At 37.6% G+C, this 19573-nt stretch carries 14 protein-coding genes, 1 other RNA gene and 1 pseudogene; 8 read left to right on the top strand and 8 right to left on the bottom strand.

Going from position 1 to position 19573, the window contains the following annotated elements; all coding sequences use genetic code 11:
* Nucleotides 1-20: 20 nt before the first annotated feature.
* Nucleotides 21-377, bottom strand: a transfer-messenger RNA (tmRNA) gene (gene ssrA, locus ACFIJW_RS01340).
* A gap of 97 nt (nucleotides 378-474) precedes the next feature.
* On the opposite strand from ssrA, the gene ACFIJW_RS01335 reads away from it, so the two are divergent.
* Nucleotides 475-780 carry a DUF2853 family protein gene (locus ACFIJW_RS01335; protein WP_375618238.1) on the top strand — a complete coding sequence of 102 codons (306 nt, stop codon included), beginning with the start codon at nucleotides 475-477 and terminating at the stop codon, nucleotides 778-780.
* A 69-nt stretch (nucleotides 781-849) separates the two neighbouring features.
* Here ACFIJW_RS01335 and ACFIJW_RS01330 read toward each other — a convergent pair whose 3' ends face one another.
* The 3 genes from ACFIJW_RS01330 to ACFIJW_RS01320 form a co-directional block, all read right to left on the bottom strand.
* On the bottom strand, nucleotides 850-2157 hold the full coding sequence (locus ACFIJW_RS01330; protein ID WP_375632971.1) for an MFS transporter: 1308 nt from the start codon (nucleotides 2155-2157) through the stop codon (nucleotides 850-852).
* 652 nt (nucleotides 2158-2809) lie between these two features.
* A complete protein-coding gene (locus ACFIJW_RS01325) occupies nucleotides 2810-4120 on the bottom strand; it encodes an MFS family transporter (RefSeq protein ID WP_375632969.1) in 1311 nt (436 codons plus the stop codon).
* Between the two features lie 952 nt (nucleotides 4121-5072).
* Nucleotides 5073-6380, bottom strand: coding sequence for an MFS family transporter (locus ACFIJW_RS01320; protein ID WP_375632967.1), 1308 nt, complete (start codon nucleotides 6378-6380; stop codon nucleotides 5073-5075).
* Between the two features lie 213 nt (nucleotides 6381-6593).
* On the opposite strand from ACFIJW_RS01320, the gene ACFIJW_RS01315 reads away from it, so the two are divergent.
* The 7 genes from ACFIJW_RS01315 to ACFIJW_RS01285 all read left to right on the top strand — a co-directional run bounded on the left by ACFIJW_RS01315 (nucleotide 6594) and on the right by ACFIJW_RS01285 (nucleotide 15487).
* Nucleotides 6594-7388 carry a thymidylate synthase gene (locus ACFIJW_RS01315; protein ID WP_375618242.1) on the top strand — a complete coding sequence of 265 codons (795 nt, stop codon included), beginning with the start codon at nucleotides 6594-6596 and terminating at the stop codon, nucleotides 7386-7388.
* Nucleotides 7385-7894, top strand: coding sequence for a dihydrofolate reductase (locus tag ACFIJW_RS01310; RefSeq protein WP_375632965.1), 510 nt, complete (start codon nucleotides 7385-7387; stop codon nucleotides 7892-7894). The genes ACFIJW_RS01315 and ACFIJW_RS01310 overlap by 4 nt, the downstream gene beginning before the upstream one ends.
* 119 nt (nucleotides 7895-8013) lie before the next feature.
* On the top strand, nucleotides 8014-9153 hold the full coding sequence (hflK, locus tag ACFIJW_RS01305) for an FtsH protease activity modulator HflK (RefSeq protein ID WP_375632963.1): 1140 nt from the start codon (nucleotides 8014-8016) through the stop codon (nucleotides 9151-9153).
* A 2-nt stretch (nucleotides 9154-9155) separates the two neighbouring features.
* Nucleotides 9156-10094, top strand: a complete 939-nt coding sequence (gene hflC, locus ACFIJW_RS01300) for a protease modulator HflC (RefSeq protein WP_375628861.1) — start codon at nucleotides 9156-9158, stop codon at nucleotides 10092-10094.
* Between the two features lie 151 nt (nucleotides 10095-10245).
* Nucleotides 10246-11769, top strand: a complete 1524-nt coding sequence (locus ACFIJW_RS01295; RefSeq protein ID WP_375632961.1) for a Do family serine endopeptidase — start codon at nucleotides 10246-10248, stop codon at nucleotides 11767-11769.
* A gap of 775 nt (nucleotides 11770-12544) precedes the next feature.
* Nucleotides 12545-13417 carry a tRNA (adenosine(37)-N6)-dimethylallyltransferase MiaA gene (gene miaA, locus ACFIJW_RS01290; RefSeq protein ID WP_375632959.1) on the top strand — a complete coding sequence of 291 codons (873 nt, stop codon included), beginning with the start codon at nucleotides 12545-12547 and terminating at the stop codon, nucleotides 13415-13417.
* Nucleotides 13418-13687: 270 nt separating this feature from the next.
* Nucleotides 13688-15487, top strand: a complete 1800-nt coding sequence (locus tag ACFIJW_RS01285) for an acetolactate synthase 3 large subunit (protein ID WP_375632957.1) — start codon at nucleotides 13688-13690, stop codon at nucleotides 15485-15487.
* Between the two features lie 656 nt (nucleotides 15488-16143).
* Here ACFIJW_RS01285 and ACFIJW_RS01280 read toward each other — a convergent pair.
* The 4 genes and pseudogenes from ACFIJW_RS01280 to ACFIJW_RS01265 form a co-directional block, all read right to left on the bottom strand.
* Nucleotides 16144-16971, bottom strand: coding sequence for a TauD/TfdA family dioxygenase (locus ACFIJW_RS01280; RefSeq protein ID WP_375632955.1), 828 nt, complete (start codon nucleotides 16969-16971; stop codon nucleotides 16144-16146).
* Nucleotides 16972-17375: 404 nt separating this feature from the next.
* Nucleotides 17376-18215, bottom strand: a pseudogene (locus ACFIJW_RS01275) (MFS transporter).
* Nucleotides 18216-18249: 34 nt separating this feature from the next.
* On the bottom strand, nucleotides 18250-18375 hold the full coding sequence (locus ACFIJW_RS01270; RefSeq protein WP_375632953.1) for a hypothetical protein: 126 nt from the start codon (nucleotides 18373-18375) through the stop codon (nucleotides 18250-18252).
* 231 nt (nucleotides 18376-18606) lie between these two features.
* The gene (locus ACFIJW_RS01265) at nucleotides 18607-19533 is read right to left on the bottom strand and encodes a D-2-hydroxyacid dehydrogenase family protein (RefSeq protein ID WP_375632951.1); all 927 of its coding nucleotides are present in this window, start codon (nucleotides 19531-19533) and stop codon (nucleotides 18607-18609) included.
* Nucleotides 19534-19573 lie beyond the last annotated feature (40 nt).

The raw sequence follows: 19573 nt of genomic DNA, 5'->3' as shown, positions 1-19573 counted from the left end.
CAATCAACAACATTTAAAAAAGTGAAGGCTTCTGTTGCCAGGTGCCTCCGAACCCCGCTTAAACCTGCGACGGTTTAAGGCTCAAATTGAAACATTCACACCACCTTAAGCGGCGAGACGTGCTTCCGCATAGTTGTCATTTGCAACTACTCATTTAGCCCGATAACGGTGGTACAATGCCGAGTAAAAGAGCGATCTTTACACCCTTGTCGATCCTATTTCGCCCCCACCAAAATATAACTTTGGTTTCTTATATTTTGGTGGAGGCGCCGGGTACCGCCCCCGGGTCCAATAGGTTTATTTCACCGTCCATTTATTACCATAGCTGGTAAACCAGCCCTCTAAATATAGATGAAGAACAGTCTTAGGAAAAGGGGGGGTTGTTAATATTTTTAATCCTCTAATTATTTATGGAGCTATATGGTGCGGCTGTAAAGTATAGTCCGCTCATTTTTGGAGAGGAGATGATGCAAAATGACAAATAATTTAGCAGATATTAAACTATATGATTCAAATCCCGATGAAGCAGCAGTAGAACGACTTAGCCGTCGTTTAGCTTTGGTGATGAAAAAGCAGGATGCAGCGCTTGTTGCTACGTCGGATCCAAAAGAGTTAGAACGTGTTGAAAAATGGGTTCAAGATGTTTTAGAAGCTGATGAGAAGAGTGCTAAAATGGCTGTTTCAAAAGTGGCTGAGATGATGTCTGGAGAGCGTAGAAAAAGTCGTATGACTTTTTATTATCTAGTTGCTAAGCAACTTAATGCACTTCATAAAATTTAAACAATATTAAATTTGTGATAATGATAAAAAAAAGCCCAATTTCTTGGGCTTTTTCGTTGATAAAAAGGATTAATGTTTTTCATCCTCTTGGAGGTAGCCTCCTTTACGCATACTTGGGACAAAGAGAAGAGCAATGAATGCCATGATCATCACGACGGTTATATAAAAATAAAAGAGTGATTCATGACCGTACTTTTTTAATCCAAGCGCAACGTATTCAGCAGAACCACCAAATAAGGCGTTACCAATGGCATGAGAGATGCTAACGCCTAATGCGCGTATTGAAGAGGGAAACATTGCTGATTTTACGACACCAGAGATGGATGTATACATGCTCATAATGAAGAGCAAGCCAATAATGACGGAAAAGGCAATCCATATACTATGCGTATTACCGATTATCCAGAGTCCAGGAAATGTAAAGATGACAGAGAGTATACTCCAAATGATAAGTAAAGTTTTTGTTCCAATTTTATCGGCTATGATACCAGCTATGGGTTGGAATAGGATGAAAATAAATAGTACAGCTGTCATAATCGTTGTTGCGGTATGTTTATCAAAGCCGGTAGTTGTGATCAGATATTTTTGCATATAAGTCGTAAAGGTGTAAAATGTGAGTGATCCTCCTGATGCAAAGCATGCAATTACGACAACGGCTTTTGTATGCTTGGTGAGTAGTTCCTTAAGACTGCCAGAGTGTTTGTGAGAGCGGCTTTCTTTCGTGGTTGTTTCGTGGAGAGAACGACGCAGATAAATCGCAATCACTGCCCCGAATCCACCAATTACAAAAGGAATGCGCCATCCCCATGCTTTTAACTGATCTTCAGAGAGATAAGATGCTAGAATAAATATAATGAAGCTGGCAAGAAGTTGACCTGTAATAAGGGTGGCAGATTGGAAAGAAGCAAAAAGCCCACGATGTTTTTTGAGGGCAACTTCGCTCATATAAGTGGCTGCTGTACCATATTCACCACCCGCTGAAAGTCCTTGCATCATCCGAGCTAAAAGTAAAAGGATTGCTGATGTTATTCCTAAGGTTTCATAGGTGGGAAGTATGGCGATGAAAAAAGAGCCACCACACATCATAAAAATGGATATAAGCATCGAGCGTTTACGTCCATAACGATCGGCGACAAACCCTAAAAACCAAGCTCCAATAGGGCGCATAAGAAAGCCAATAAAAAACACACCCGCGGTTTTTAACAGTGGCGTAATCGTATCACCATCGGAGGGAAAGAATTGTGATGCAAAATAAATTGATGCAAATGAGTAAACGTAAAAATCATACCATTCTACGAGATTTCCTGATGCGCTTGCTATAATAGCAAAAACACGTTTTCTTGCATCCTGTGATGCTGAAGTTGTTTCATTTTTCATGAATTGTTCCCCTTTTGGATTTATAGTTCATATTTTCTAAACATAATTGTTTATGATTTCCAGAAAAATTCAATTGTATTATAACAATTTCTTAGGGAAACTCTTTAAGATGATCTATTAGAGTTATGTTGTCATTCGTTTTAAGATTTTTACTTGTGTTGTAGAATAAAAAGTTATCATATTGCATTTAAAGGGAGAGAACATTGAAAAGTAGATCAAGATACCTTTAAACTTTATGAGAAGAATGCAATTATTGGAATCATACCGGAAGATCATAGAAGAGATGGTCTTTATGAACAGAAAGCTCAAAAACTGAAAATATTTCATAAAGCTTAAGTAATGTAAAAGGGGATTTTGTGTCTTTACTTATCTTATTGTATCATAACATATCATCATTTAGGAGGGTGAGGTAAGCCTCAGATAAGGTTTTCCGTATGAGGTGTTTTTTAGATATCGTGATAAATATTTAGGGTAGGGCTGCCCATAGAATCTTATCAAGTAAATTACATAAAGAGGCAGTAACTATAGACAATTTAAGAGAAACTGAGTCGTTTGTAAGACGAATGTAGGGCGGGCTTTTCGTTCTTTACTAGGGTGGAGAGGAGATCAAAAAAAGCCCAATTTCTTGGGCTTTTTTATCCAGAAAATAAGTTTAATGAAGTCTATCGTCTTTATCGAGATATCCTCCTTTATCTATATCGGGCATAAGAAGAATAGAGATGAGTGCAATGACCATCATACCAACGATGTAAAAAAAGAAAACAGATTCGTATCCCATATTTTTTAATCCAAGCGCTACATATTCAGCAGAACCGCCAAAGAGTGCGTTGCCAATGGCAAAAGCAAATCCAACACCAATTGCTCGGATTGAAGCAGGGAACAATTCTGCTTTTATGATACCAGCAATGGACGTATAAAAACTCATAACACAGAGTATTCCAATAATAATTAAGAGTGCTGTCCATGGATTATGGGCATTACCGATCATTTTAAGTACAGGAATGGTGCAGATAATGGATAATGCCCCCCAACTAATGAGTGAAGCTCTTGCTCCAATTTTATCGGCTAGGGAACCAAAAAGGGGTTGGAGTAGCACAAAAACAAAGAGGGCGGCAGTCATTATCGTTGTTGCGGTTTGTTTATCAAAGCCCGTGGTTGTGATCAGATATTTTTGCATATAAGTGGTGTATGTATAAAATGTGAGTGATCCACCAGCTGTAAAGCCAACAACCAAAAAGAAAGCTTTTTTATGATTGCGAAAAAGTTCTCGAAGACTACCAGCATGTTTTTCAGAGCGGCTTTTGTGGGTTGTTGTTTCATGGAGCAAACTACGCAGATAAATTGCAACGATTGCTCCAAAGCCACCAATCACAAAAGGAATACGCCATCCCCACGCTTTTAACTGATCTTCAGTAAGGTAAAGGGCTAAAATAAATATTATAAAACTTGCGAGAAGTTGACCTGAGATCGTTGTTGCATATTGAAAAGAAGCAAAGAGCCCGCGACGATTTTTCGGTGCAACTTCGCTCATATAAGTTGCTGCTGTACCATATTCACCGCCAACGGAAAGTCCTTGAAACATACGGACTAAAAGGAGAAGAAATGCTGCTGTTATTCCCAAGGTTTTATAAGTGGGAAGTATGGCAATGAGAAAAGAGCCACCACACATCATAAAAACAGAAATAAGCATTGAGCGTTTGCGTCCGTAACGATCGGCAATGCAGCCAAAGAGCCATGCTCCAATTGGACGCATAAGAAAGCCAATAAAAAAGATTCCTGCCGTTTTTAACAGTTGTGTAACAATATCTTCATCTTCAGGAAAAAACTGTGATGCAAAATAAACCGATGCAAAGGAGTAAGCATAAAAGTCGTACCATTCTACCAGATTTCCTGATGCGCTGGATATGATAGCAAAAATACGTTTCCTTGTATCATGTGGATCTAAAGTTGTTTGATTATTCATGAAGTATTCCCCTTTTAGATTTATAACTTTTCTTCTTTTTAAAGCTATTTACGATGTGCATTATAAAAACGCCATTGTATCATGATAATTTTTTAGGGAAACATAAAGATTTTTTCTAGAGCTATCAGTGGTGTTTTGGGCTCATGGTGTTGTTATATTGCGTAAATCATACGCTTTTTACTATCCTTAAGGAAATATTATTTTTTGTTTGATTGTGAATTATTTGCATATGCAGAGTGTTTATGAAGATATGATACTCTTTAGTTTATATGCTTGATGTTGTTTCGTAAAATGATGTTATTGACTATTGCATGCAAGGTTGGTGTATCTGTTAAAATACTTTTTATGAATGATCTTAAGTGTTAAGGGGGAGTACAATATTAAGAGTTCATCAATAATATAATGATAGCGGCTTGCACTTTTATTAAGTGTAAAGAGAGTAGTGCCCATGTTTATACTTTACGGGGCTTTTACGTTATGTCATTCACGAGTGCCGTTGTGAAATGGAGTTGGGTGCATTGAGAAATGTTTCTCAAAAAAGTGTGTGAATTCATAATATAATGGTATTTTCTATTTTTCATGAAAGGATTTGTGTTGCATGAGGGGTACCATTAAGAACGTATTAAACAAAATCATGAGTGTAATCTTTATTATTGATAAAATTTCTTGAAAGATAATCACTTGTCTTCGACTTTGAGTGGGAATGGGAATATTAAAATAAATCAAACGTTTTTTATCTTCAGTGAATTAAATTCAGTAAAAGAAGTATTTATTACATAATAATATGAAGCCATTTATTTTTATAAGCGGCGTGTGCAGGAGGGAACATTGCTTCTTTAGAGTGTTTGAAGGGATAAAAAATTGTGAGCTTTAAACTGCTATCGGAAAGAATATAAAAAAGCCCAGAATACTGGGCTTTTTTGTTAAAATCCTTGTTTTTTAACATTAAAGGTTAATGAATATCGTCTCCTTGTAAATACCCTTTTTTGCGAGCATCTGGCATTAAGAGAACAGAGATGAATGCAATAATCATCATGCCGGTTATATAAAAATAGAAGACAGATTCATATCCAAGATCTTTTAATCCAAGCGCAACATATTCAGCAGAACCGCCAAACAGTGCGTTGGCAATAGCATAAGAGAGCCCAACTCCTATTGCTCGTACTGAAGCGGGAAACATTTCTGATTTTACAATGCCAGAGATAGATGTATAAAAGCTCATAATGCAGAGCATTCCAGTAATGACTGATAAAGCAATCCATGTACTATCAGTACTACCAATCATATTAAGTCCAGGAATGGTAAAGATAATAGATAAGACACTCCAAATAAGGAGTGAAGTTCTTGTTCCAATTTTATCTGCAAGAGCACCAAAGAGGGGTTGGAGTAACATGAAAACAAAGAGTGCAGCTGTCATGATTGTTGTGGCTGTATGTTTATCAAAGCCAGTGGTTGTGATCAGATATTTCTGCATGTAAGTCGTATAGGTGTAGAATGTGAGCGATCCTCCAGCTGTAAAGCCAATAACCAGAAAGAAAGCTTTTCGGTGGTTGCTCAGAAGTCCCCTAATACTACCAGCTTGTGCACTAGAACGACTTTCTTTGGTCGTTGTCTCATGGAGTGTGCGGCGTAGATAAATCGCAACAATTGCGCCGCATCCACCAATGGCAAATGGAATACGCCAGCCCCACGCTTTTAGCTGATCTTCGGTGAGATAAAGCGCTAAAATGAATATAACGAGACTGGCTAGAAGTTGACCACCAATCAGTGTGGTATATTGGAAAGAGCTAAAAAATCCTCGGCGATTTTTGAGGGCGATTTCGCTCATATAAGTTGCTGTTGTACCATATTCACCACCGACAGAAAGCCCCTGAAGCATTCTGAGTAAAAGTAAAAGAATTCCTGCTGCCATTCCAATGGTTTCATAGGTAGGAAGTAGGGCGATTAAGAACGAACCACCACACATCATAAAAACAGAGATAAGCATTGAGCGTTTGCGTCCATAACGATCGGCAATGAAGCCAAAAAGCCATCCGCCGATTGGGCGCATAAGAAAACCAATAGCAAAAACACCCGCCGCTTTTAAAAGTTGCGTAACGTCATTGCCATCTGAGGGAAAGAATTGTGATGCAAAATAAATAGATGTAAAGGAATAAACATAAAAGTCATACCATTCTACTAGATTACCTGATGCACTGGACACGATAGCCCAGATACGTTTTCTTGTATCATGTGGTTTTAAAGCTTCTTGTTTTTCCATAGTCGATCCCTTTATTTCATGTTCATCCATCTTTGTTCATTTATGTCATTTTTTTAGAAGCTGTCTATAGTATTTTATCTTTTGCATCAAAAATTTAGTCAGATCATGATAATTTCTTGTGTAAGATGTTTTTGGAAAAAGATTTGAATTATCTTTGTACGGATTTTACAGTTTTTATTTTCTATAATGAGAAGAATCGGACATAATAGCCCTATGAAATCATATCTTGCTCTTTTATCTCATGTTTTAAATCAGGGTATTGATCGGACAGATCGAACGGGTGTTGGAACGCGATCTATTTTTGGGTATCAGATGCGCTTTGATTTACAAGCAGGATTTCCGTTGTTGACAACAAAGAAACTACACTTACGTTCAATTATTTATGAACTTTTGTGGTTTCTTAAAGGCGATACAAATATCGCTTGGTTGAAAGAGCATGGTGTGTCAATTTGGGACGAGTGGGCTGATGAAAAGGGAAATCTTGGTCCTGTTTATGGTTATCAGTGGCGTTCTTGGCCTGCTCCTGATGGACGCCATATTGATCAAATTAACAATCTTTTAACGATGATTAAGGAAACGCCAGATTCTCGTCGCTTGATTGTGTCAGCTTGGAATCCTGCATTAATAGAGGAAATGGCGTTGCCTCCGTGTCATTGTCTTTTTCAATTTTACATTGCGGAGGGGAAATTATCTTGTCAACTTTATCAGCGTTCGGCGGATATTTTCTTAGGTGTTCCATTCAATATTGCATCCTACGCATTGCTAACGATGATGATTGCGCAAGTAAGCGGTCTTAAAATAGGCGATTTTATTCATACTCTGGGAGATGCTCATCTTTATTCTAATCATTTTGAACAGGCAAAATATCAATTGTCTCGTATACCAAATGCTTTGCCATGTATGCGCATAAATCCAGCGGTAACAGATCTTTTTTCTTTTCAATTTGAGGATTTTGAGTTGCTTAATTATGAAGCACAACCCCATATTAAAGCGCCGGTAGCAATATGACGATTTCCATTTGTTTAATTGCTGCTGTTGCAGAAAATGGTGTTATCGGTCGTGAAGGTGCAATGCCGTGGCATTTATCGACGGATTTGCAACGCTTTAAAGCTTTGACGTTGCGTAAGCCCATTATTATGGGAAGAAAAACTTGGGATTCTATTGGGAGACCTTTACCAGAGCGTACAAATATCGTCATTACGCGTGATTGTACCTTTTGTGCTGAAGGGGCTGTTGTTGCTCACTCTTTATCGCAAGCTTGTTCTCTTGCAACAAATGTTGCTTCTCAAAATGATGTAGAGGAAATTTTTATTATTGGTGGGGGTGAAATTTTTCAACAAGGGTTGCATATGGCTGATAAAATATTCCTTACAGAAGTTTTAGCTTCTATAGAAGGTGATAGTTTTTTTCCTGTTTTTGATAAAGAAAAGTGGACTATTGTGCAAACACAAGATATTCCAAAAGGGGATAAAGATAGTCATCCGACACGTTTTGTTGTTTATGAGCGGAAATAATTTTTTGTAATATGAAGTGGAAGGGTTTATCAGTTGTATTGTAATGAGGTAAGAGACACCCTATAAGATCAAGCAAATGGTTGGTGTTCGAGTAGTGGTAATCAGTTAAAGAGGTGATAATGCCCTGGACAAATCAAAATGGTGGTGGCCCGTGGAGTGGCGATAAAAACAGTGGTGACAAAAAAACACCAGCTAAGAATCTCTTTGGTTCTGGTGGCGGTAATGGTGGTGAAAATGGTCCTAATCTTAATGAAATTTTGCGCAAAGGGCAGGATCAGTTTAAACAATTCGGGAGAAGCAGTTTTTCTGTTTTATTCCTTCTGCTTATTGTGTTTTTTTGGCTATACCAGTCAATTTATATTGTTCAGCAAAATGAACAAGCGGTAGAGTTGCGCTTTGGCATCCCTAAAGAAGGCATTATTGGTGATGGGTTGCATTTTCATTTTTGGCCAATTGAGACCTATATGAAAGTACCTTTAACGGAAAAAACAATCGCGATTGGTGGGAAGCCCGGTCAGGCGCAACAAAGTGATGGTTTAATGCTTTCGAGTGATCAAAATATCGTTAATGTTAATTTTTCCGTTTATTATCGGATTTCATACCCTAGTCAGTTTTTATTCAATGTGAATGATCAAGAGGGAACTGTCCGCCAAGTTGCTGAGAGTGCAATGCGTGAGGTCATTGGTTCGCGGCCGGTTGATGATGTTTTACGTGACAAGAAAGAAGAAGTTGCTAATGACGTTAGAAAGATTATCCAGTTGACTGTGGATAAATATCAACTTGGTGTCGAAATAAGCCGTGTTTCTATCAGTGAAGCTGCTCCTCCGACAAAGGTTGCTGCTGCGTTTAATTCTGTTCAGCAGGCGGAGCAGGAACGTGGAAGAATGATTGAAGAGGGGAATCGTGTGCGTTTTACGAAAATTGGTTTAGCAAATGGTGAAGCTTCACGCACACGGGAAATCGCAAAAGGTGAAAAGGCACAAATGGTTGAAGAGGCAACAGGGCGTGCTGAACGTTTTCAGGCGATAGCTCGAGAGGCTGCGATTTCACCAGAAGCTGCTCGCTACCGTCTCTACATGGAGACGATGGGGCGGATTCTTTCTTCACCAAATAAGCTGGTTCTTGATCAGGCAAATTCTCCAGCGATGCCTTATTTGCCTTTGAACGAATTGTTGCGTAGCAAGTCATCGGAAAAAGTAAAGGCAACATCAGCGCGTCCTGCGTTACTCTTAGATTCTCGTATTTCTGGAGGAGATTAATTATGCAGCAATCTCGCTTTTTGTTTGTTTTTAGTGCTATAGTGTTTGTTTTGATGATTTTGTGGATGTCCGTTTTTATCGTCTATCCTCGTCAACAGGTAGCAATTAAGCGTTTTGGACAAATTGTTCAGGTAGAATCTAATCCTGGAATCTATTTCAAGGCGCCCTTTATCGATAAGATGATCATTGTTGATAATCGGTTATTGCGTTACGATGTTCCTACACAATCTGTACAGGTTCGTGGTGGTGCGTATTATGAGGTGGATGCGTTCTTTATTTACCGTATTACAGATCCTAAGTTGTTTTTACAGCGCATTGCTTCTGGGCGTCCACAAATTGCGGCACGTGAAAACCTTGCACCACGGTTTATTGACGCTTTGCGTGCTGTTTATGGTAAGCGAGAATTTAAAGCAGCCTTATCGGATGAACGAGGCGCGATGATGGCTGAAGTACAGAAGCAATTTTCTGTAGATGCAGGTTCGTTGGGTATTGCCATTGTTGATGTGCGTATTCGTAAAACCGATTTGACTGATGCTGTTTCAGAAGATGTCTATCGGCAAATGGCAGCTGAACGTGAAGCTGCTGCGGAAAATATCCGGGCTCGTGGTCAGCAGGAGCGAGATCGTATTGTGGCAGAAGCTAATCGTGAATATGAAGAAATTGTAGCAGCTGCAAAGCGTGATGCTGAAATTACCCGTGGTGAAGGTCAAGCTGAAAGTATTCGTCTTTTATTGAATGCGAGGGAGGCTAATCCGTCTTTTTACGATTTTTGGTTGGCGATGGAACAATACAAGAATTTAGAGAAAACACCGATGGTGATTTCTCCAAATGAGGATTTCTTTTTCTATTTTCGTAATCCGCCGCAGGCAAATAAAGCATTCTTACCGACAATGAATACTGGCCTCAGTAAAACTGATCCAAAATCGGGAGAGAATAGATAAAATAATGGATTGCAGATACAAGATTTTGCATGAAAAGAATGATCTGTGACCATTTTCTTTTATGGTAAAAGTGGTAGAGAGTATCGAGCCGTGCTGGTTTTCCGTATATAAATTTAGTGGGGCTCTTTGCATCTTTGATTAAAGGCATGTCATGGATAGAAGTGTTGTGAGTAAAAATACGTTTTTAAAGTTTTTTATCACAAGAGTTGTTTTTTGTGTGACTTTGTTTCTATCAGGATCAGTGAGTTTGTCTTGGGGAGCCGAGACAAGCAAGGCATTGCTTTCTATTCCTGATTTAGCTTCTGAGCTTTTGGAAACAGTTGTGAATATTTCCACGGCGCAGACTGTTGAAGGAACAGAACAGGATGCAAACACCTCGGTACCCGTTATCCCAAAAGATTCATTGCTGGAGGAATATTTTAGTGATTTTTTTATACCCAAGGATGGTCAAAAAGATAGTCAATTTCAAAAGGTGCGTTCTTTAGGGTCTGGTTTTGTGATTGATGCGCAAAAAGGGATTATTGTTACAAATTATCATGTTATTGTAGATGCTGATGATATTGAAGTTAATTTTACGGATGGTACAAAACTAAAGGCAAAGCTTCTTGGAAAGGATAGCAAAACTGATTTGGCGTTGCTTCAAGTCGATGCAGGAAGTAAAAAATTAAAAGCTGTGCGTTTTGGTGACTCAGAAAAAGCACGTATTGGTGACTGGGTTATGGCTATTGGTAATCCTTATGGTTTTGGTGGAAGTGTGACGGTTGGTATTATTTCTGCACGTAACCGTGATCTTAATGCTGGTCCCTATGATAATTTTATTCAAACAGATGCAGCAATTAATCGGGGCAATTCTGGTGGTCCGTTATTTGATAGAAATGGTGAAGTCATTGGCATTAATACAGCAATTGTTTCACCTTCGGGAGGATCTATCGGTATTGGATTTGCTATTCCATCGGATATGGCTCTTTCTGTTATTAATCAATTGCGTGATTTTGGAGAAATAAGGCGTGGTTGGTTGGCTATTCGTATTCAGCCGGTAACAGAGGATATTGCAAAAAGTTTAAAATTGGACAATGCTGTGGGAGCATTGGTGGCTGGTAAAATAGAACAGACGGAAGAAAATAATGTAGATAATAGCCAGTTACAAACTGGAGATGTTATTCTTTCCTTTGGTAATTCCAAAATTAAGCATGCACGTGATTTGCCGCGTTTAGTTGCAGAAAGTTCAGAAGGAAAAGTGGTGGACGTTACTATTTTACGCAATGGGCAAGAAGAAACAGTAAAAGTTAAGCTTGGACGTTTGATTGAAACAGATCCAAATGAAGATACAGAAGAAGTTGCTGATAAAAAAAATCAAGATCTGTCGAAAAACGTGACAATGCAATTTATGGGAATGACGTTATCTGAACTGACAGAGGATTTGCGTCATCGTTATTCAATTTCAGATAAACTTCGAGGATTAGTGGTGACAGCTGTTGCACAAAATAGTGCAGCGGATAAAAAGCGTATTCGCGTTGGTGAAGTGATTGTTGATATCAATCAGAGTTCTATCACAACAATTGATGAGGCTAAAAAACGTATTCATAAATTACGTGAAGCTGGACGCAAAAATGCTCTATTTATTGTAGCGCGTCCAGATGGAGAGTTACGGTTCGTAACGCTCCTAATGGATTGATCCTTAAAAATTATTTTTTTGTTTTTTATCAGCCTTAGTAATGGGATATTTTGCAAGTCAGGCATGTGATATCCAATGTTTCTCAAGCTCATTTCACGATAGAGAGCATGGGGTGTGCAATATAAAATCCATTGGGCAGCTCTGTTTCTACGTTAAATAAAAGTACAAGTTGGCACCATCATAGATTTGCTAGTTTCCAATCTTGCAACAGCCTAGACTTTGAAATGCTGCATAAGAGATCTATGTTTTGTGTTTAAGTCAATTATTATTATAAATAATGTTTTATTTAGTGAGACTTTTAGTCCTTTGTGATTGTACTTTATGTGCTATGGAGAACGTTTTTTTCACTTCAGTTTGAAAAAAACTATCTTAGAGAAAAATCATATTAGACTAAATTAGTTATATATATATTTACACCTTTCTTGGTGATGGATGAAGAAATAGTTATAAAAAAGAGAGCGTGAAGAAGACAAGTTCTGAATCTCCTATTATAAAGCAGATTAGTATACTGTTTTTATAGGAAAAAATAAAGCTGTTTGATTGTATAGGTTAAGCTCAGTATTATTTTCATAAATAATGACAAAGAATATGTTTGTTTTTAATGGACTAACGGACAGAATGATTATGGCTGTAGTTTACTATTGAACTATGATAGCAAAAATGCTTGGAAATTCCTTTGGTGTTGTTATTAAGCCCATTTTTTATAAATTTCATAGGGGGCTTTGGTGGTGTCTGCATGTTGCAATAAGTTATTGATTGGGAGAAATTGCTATTCATGACACAGAGAAAAGTTACATTAATAGCGGGGCCAACGGCAAGTGGGAAGTCAGAACTTGCCTTGCAAATGGCTCAAGAAAAGAATGCTCTCATTATTAATACTGATTCAATGCAGGTTTATGATGTTTTAAATATTTTAACGGCACGGCCGGGGGAGGCTGATATCGCGATTGTTCCCCATTATCTTTATGGTCATGTGAGTCCTACTTTGAATTATTCAGTAGGGCAATGGTTGTGTGATGTCGAGAAGCTATTGGCTACTTTTTCTTTAAAATCAGTTGTTTTTGTTGGTGGGACAGGACTTTATTTTCGTGCTCTTTTAGAGGGGATTTCGGAAATCCCTCATGTTCCAAATGTTGTGCGGCAGAAGTGGCGTTTGCTGCTTGATAAAGAGGGACCTGAAAGTCTTTATCGCCAGTTGTTTCAGATTGATGCTGTTGTTGCTGAAAAAATTTCTTCGCACGATAGACAGCGTATTGTACGTGCTTTGGAAGTTTATGATGCAACCGGTAAGACGCTCAGTTGGTGGCAGAAACAAAAAACAACACCTATCATTGCGCCGAATTTGACCGAAAAAATTCTTCTCATGCCACCACGTCCTCTGCTTTATGAACGTATTCATAAACGCTTGGATTCTATGATTGAAAGAGGAGCTTTAGAAGAAGTGGTGGCTATGAAAAAACTTAAACTTTCCTCTTCATTACCAGCAATGAAGGCTATTGGTATACCTGAGTTTATGGCTTATTTGGATGGATATAGAAGCTTTGAGAATGCTCTTGAAGCGGTGAAAATACAAACGAGGAGATATGCAAAAAGACAAATGACATGGTTTCGTAATCAATTTGATGAAGAATGGGTGCTTACTTTTTGATAAAAGAGTTAGAGCTTTGCAAAGAAACTTATCGAAAGATAAAAGATAATTCGTGAAAAAGAAATTTTTTAGAAAATATAATTTTTTATTGACGAATGGTATCAATGGAATTAGAAATCTTCCTACAAGGAATTTTTTATATATTTTATACGTTGGAATAATGGGGGTAATCATACAGTATGTGTTGTGTAATGGGCTCCTTTGGGGGCTTTTTTTATGAGCTCCGTTAGGGGCTTTTTTATTGTCCTATAAAGTAGGTGAGTGGGAAAAATGAGAAATGATCCAAGAAAGCAAGAGAGTGCAGATGGAAAAATAATGTCGGGCGCTGAAATAGTGGTTCAAGCTCTTATAGATCAAGGCGTTGAACATATTTTTGGTTATCCTGGTGGGGCTGTTTTGCCTATTTTTGATGTTCTTTATCACCAAGATACACTCCAGCATATTTTGGTGCGCCATGAACAAGCCGCAGGGCATGCGGCTGAAGGCTATGCACGCAGCACAGGGAAGGTAGGGGTTATGCTTGTGACTTCTGGTCCAGGGGCAACGAATGCTGTTACACCTTTGCAAGATGCTCTTATGGATTCGATACCTCTTATTTGTTTTTCTGGGCAGGTGTCAACAACGGTGATTGGAACAAATGCTTTTCAAGAGGCTGATACAGTTGGAATTACAAAGCCTTGTACGAAGCGTAATTGGCTGGTTAAAAATGTCAATGATCTTGCGGCTATTATTCATGAAGCTTTTTTTCTTGCTCAATCAGGTCGTCCTGGTCCGGTTTTGATTGATATTCCTAAGGATGTTCAATTTGCTTCAGGATTTTATAGAGCACCTCAAGTTCAGGAGTCTTTACATTCTTTTCCATCGATGAAAGGGAATACTAAGGCTATTGAATCTGCCGTTTCTCTTTTAGTTGAGGCAAAACGCCCTATTATTTATTCTGGTGGTGGTGTTATTTCATCGGGGATGAAAGCTATACAGCTTTTACGTAATTTGGTTCAATTGGGGGATTTTCCGATTACTTCAACATTAATGGGACTTGGTGCTTATCCTGCTTCCGGTAAAAATTGGCTTGGAATGCTTGGAATGCATGGAACCTATGAGGCTAATATGGCCATGCATGATTGTGATGTCATGTTAGCTGTTGGAGCACGATTTGATGATCGTATCACGGGGCGCCTTGATGCATTTGCACCTCATGCGCGTATTATTCATATTGATATTAACCCTTCTTCTATCAATAAAATTGTAAAAGCAGAAGTTCCAATTATTGGTGATGTGGCTTGTGTTTTAGGAGATATAACGCAACTCTTAAAGATACAGCAACCAGCGTTTAACAGTGAAGTCCGTGAGGCGTGGTGGACGCAAATTAACCGTTGGAAAGCTCGTAATTCATTGGCATATGCGGAGAAAAAAGATGTCATTATGCCGCAATATGCTCTTGAACGGCTGTATGCTTTTACCAAAGATGCGAATGCTTATATTACAACGGATGTCGGGCAGCATCAGATGTGGGCAGCGCAGTATTATCATTTTGATGAACCAAAACATTGGATGACTTCTGGTGGTCTTGGAACGATGGGGTATGGTTTACCTGCTGCTATAGGTGTTCAAATAGCGCATCCTGATGCGCTTGTTGTGTGTATTTCTGGTGATGCCTCCATTCAGATGAATATTCAAGAGCTTGCAACAGCTATTCAGCATGACACACCGGTGAAAATTTTCATTTTAAATAATCAATATATGGGAATGGTTCGCCAGTGGCAGCAATTGCTGCATGGTAATCGTCTTTCTCATTCTTATACGGAATCTATGCCTGACTTTGTGAAATTGGCACAAGCTTATGGAGCCGTGGGAATTCATTGTTCAAAACCCGATGAACTTGATGATAAAATTCAGCAGATGATTGATTGTGATAAGCCTGTTCTTTTTGATTGTCGTGTTTATCATTTAGAAAATTGTTTTCCTATGATCCCATCAGGATGTGCCCATAATGAGATGTTATTACCCGATGAGGCAAGCGAAGAAGCTATTGCAAATGCTATTTCTTCTGAGGGAAAGATTCTTGTATAAAATGAATATATTAATAAAATAGTGAAGGATGGTGATGATGAAGTCTTTGGAGTCTTCATCTCTTTCTCTTCTTTGTGGAGAGTTTCTATTATCCTTAGAGCTCATTTTATGATTTTCATTCTGTGTTTAAAGACATGGGGTGTATTATTATTTGTTCATCTAAAAAATGTTATAAGTCGTGTGCCCAATTATGTTTGAATTTATTTGTACACGATGTTTGTTTTTTTAATTCATATGTTCACATTAATAGCTATTTCGTTGCATTTTTTAGATAATACATTGAATTATCTGTTATAAATTAATTATGTTGTCTCATATATGAAAGATTCCATCGTGCAAGAAAAATCCACTGTGCTTGAAGGGTGCAACCATGCAAACCGTCATACTTGTGAAAACAATAGAAAAGTTTATCACTATGTTTTGATTTCGCCTTATGAAATTACTCCAAATTGCTCTTTCAAGAGCTTGATAGGAGAGTTCCCTTAGCGCTTGAAAGGAAGGGCAGAAATAATAAAGATCAAATGCAACCATGGAAAATCAATTGGCCACCATAGCTTATAATCAGGTATGATTATGTGGGAGAAACCTATACATATGAGGTGTGTAGTCAATATATAAACCAGAATAATACTCAACATCATATCATTATCAGGACATTAACATTGAAAATTAAATATTCTTTCTTTTATTTGTTCTATATATCTATGATTCCATAAATCTGCAGACACAAACACTCTTTGAATCCATCGCATTGGATTTTCATAACTATCAAATGATCCAAAAAATTTATCTCTAGAGTGTAGGGACATTCTATTATCAATGTATAATAATCTTCCTGGTTGTACATCAATTCCAAAAGATACAGCCTTAATAGCTTCATAAAAATGATCTAAAGCTTCCTTGGCTTTTTTTGACTGTGGCTCTAACATGCCTGGATAAAAAACAGCGCTGATATCTGGGAATTCACCGACCCCTTGAACGAGGGGTACTTTACTTGTAGAGGTTACCCCATTTTTTCTCCATCTATAGGGAACATTAATTATATATAAATTATCCCTTAAGCTCCTCAAATCCTCCTCATTTAAAAGTTTTAGAGCGAGACGTGCATCAGATATTCTCGTTAACGGGCCATCAACATCATTGCGAACACCAGATAAAAGGATCACTTTAGGAGATAAATTTAAACCTCTTATAAATTTTAGTGCAGCATTTTCTATATGAAAATCTAACTCAACTTCAGATCCTAATCCTGTATAATCTTTTTTATTATCCTCTAAAGGAAGAAGGTTATTTACTATATGTTCGCCTTCAAATTTAATTGAATAAGGCTCTCCGATTAATAAAGAAAACATCATAATTAAATTTTCGCTAATATAGCCACTTTTACAAGACGCATCTAAATTATAAGGATTAGGTGACGTATTAATTTGTCTATCAATTGGAAGGTTTTCAAAGATTAGATATGGTCTAGGAGTAATAGACACCTTTTGGTTTATAAGAATTGTCAATATTCTATGTGGTAGCAGCGAAAATGCTATTTTTTTAGCTCAACCGAATATTCAATACCACCCGTATGGATCATAAATAACATGGTCTAAAGCCTTCCAAAGTTTGTCTCTTTCGCCATTGCTCAACTCAAAAGTATTTTCATTTATCATTATAATTTCCTCCCCAATTATATTTCCCTATTTTTTATTAAGAAAAGTGAAAAAACAATAATTAAAATCAGCCATGTTAGTAAATAAGTGTCTGTAAAATCTTAGATTAATCCAAATAATGGTGGAGCAGTAATAATTGCGATTTGATTTATAGACATTGCTAAATCCAGAGAAAAGCCAACGCTTTCTTTCGGCGAAGAGTCTACAATATAAGCAACCCAAGGTCCATACTATCCCATTCCTCCAAAAACTAACCAAGCAGATAAAATAGTTAAATAAATTATCGATCCACTCATGCCTAAAATTAATATTAAAAATCCAAAAACGACTGCAATCATGCAAAACAAGACAGGAAAAAATCGTCCTTTTCTACAATGATCACTCCACGCTGCTAAAATAATTCTTCCTAAGGCACCAGAAGCCTGTGAAACAAAAAACAAATAAGCACTTTTATTTAAGGACAGCTGATAGATTCTATAAAAATAAATCGTTATAAAAATGGTTAAAACATATTGAACGATCACAAGTGAAACGCCTGAAAAAATAATATTCTTCATATGTGGTGCAGTTAACATCGCAAGACGAGACTTTACATTTGCATAGAACGAAACTTTTGCCTTGCTTTTTGGAACGATAGCGACAACTTTTGCTGGTGCGTGATAAAAAATAATAAAGATACATCCCCCTAAAAAAGAAACGATGGCACCGACCAAAAACGCACCTTGTATGCCATAGACAAGCGCACTCGCAGGAAGAACCATCCCAGCTAATGCCCCACCTAATGGTAGCCCCGCTTACCTTATTCCCATTGCAAATCCGCGTTGCGATTGTGGAAACCATGCAGAAACAGATTTAGCACCACCAGGTTGAGCAGAGCTATAAAATCCCCCTACAATGAGCAAACAAACCAAAAGGGAAATATAGTTTTCTGCAATTGCTCCCAATAAAAGAGCGATAGAAACGCCGAGTGCGCCAACTCCAACAATATAGCGCTCGTTAAACTTGTCTAGTAATTCACCAGCTACAAGTAATCCAATAATAGGTAGGAACTGCGCTGCTGAAGACAGCAAACCTATTTGAGAGTCACTAAGCGAGAAATCCTTCTTAAAAAAATTCAGCTAAAGGACCAATCCCTTGAACAAAGAAGCAAGCTGATGCTTGAGCGATAGTGGCAACAAGCAATATAATCCATCTATAATAATTCTTTTCTATAAATTTATTATTGCTCACTCCGCCCCCCTCCAATTAAATTGTATTCCAATAAAGTAGCCTTTTTTAATAATGCTTGCAACAATAAATTAGGTATTTTATGCTGATTACATAAAAATCTGTCAATACGATTGGTCTTAATGTGAAAGCTAAGGAATATGCTTCATTTAAGGAAATAAGCTATTATGTGTCGTGCAAATTTGATACGCTAGCGACATAAGATAAATTTTACAAACATTGGCTCAGCCGGCATTAAGTGCTCTTCATAAAAGAAGCTATATTTTGGCAAGCTTTTTCAAAATAATTCTCAAAGCTTTCTTCAGTCACATAGCCCAGATGCGGTGTGCAAAGAACTCTATCTGATTGCAATAATTTGCTCTCATATACTGGTTCGCTGTCATAAACATCCAGTGCAAAGTAAGTTGAATTTTCCAAACTTAGTATTTTTTCTATCGCCCCTTTTTCAACCAAAGCTGAACGCGCTGTGTTGACAAAAATAGCATGAGGTTTCATGCTCAATAGATCATCTAATTTTATGATTTCTCTAGTTTTATCACTTAAACGTAAATGGATGGATATAATGTCAGGACGTGTAAAAAATTCTTCTTTTGAATGCGTAAAATGATAACCTAAATTTTTTGCTTCTTGCGTTGAACGCTCGCTCCCATAAACCAAAATGGACATGCCAAAAGCTTGAGCATATTGAGCAACCATTTTACCAATACGCCCAAACCCGAATATTCCAAGAGTAGCCCCTTTCATTTGGTTGCCAAATGTTGTTTGCCATCGTCCTTTTTTCATATCAGATACAGATTTACAGAGTTTTCTACGCGCAGACATAATTAAGAGCCACGCAAATTCAGCAGCAGAAGTTGGATCTCCACCACCGTCTAATATTTCAATTTCTAAGTCTCTACAAGCTTCTATATCAATATGTGAACCTATAGGGCCTGTTTGGCAGATTAATTTTAAATTTGGCAGTTTCAGGAGAAGATTTCTATCAACTATAGTCCGCTCTCTGATTAAGATAAGAATATCGATCTCTTTGAGCTTATCTTCTAAATCACATTCTTTAGCTAAATTATTTATAACCAGCACTTCATGTGATGTCATTAATTTTGTAATAGACTGTAATGTTAGAGTGGCTTTTTGATAGTCATCTGGAATTAATATTTTCAATTTAAACCTTCCGTTTCATTCATCAATATTTGAGCTCATT

The sequence above is a fragment of the Bartonella sp. MM97QHHN genome, assembly GCF_042194285.1.
Classification (GTDB): Bacteria; Pseudomonadota; Alphaproteobacteria; order Rhizobiales; family Rhizobiaceae; genus Bartonella.
The sequence above is the reverse complement of the archived record's forward strand: the minus strand, read 5'-3'. Positions and strand labels throughout refer to the sequence as shown.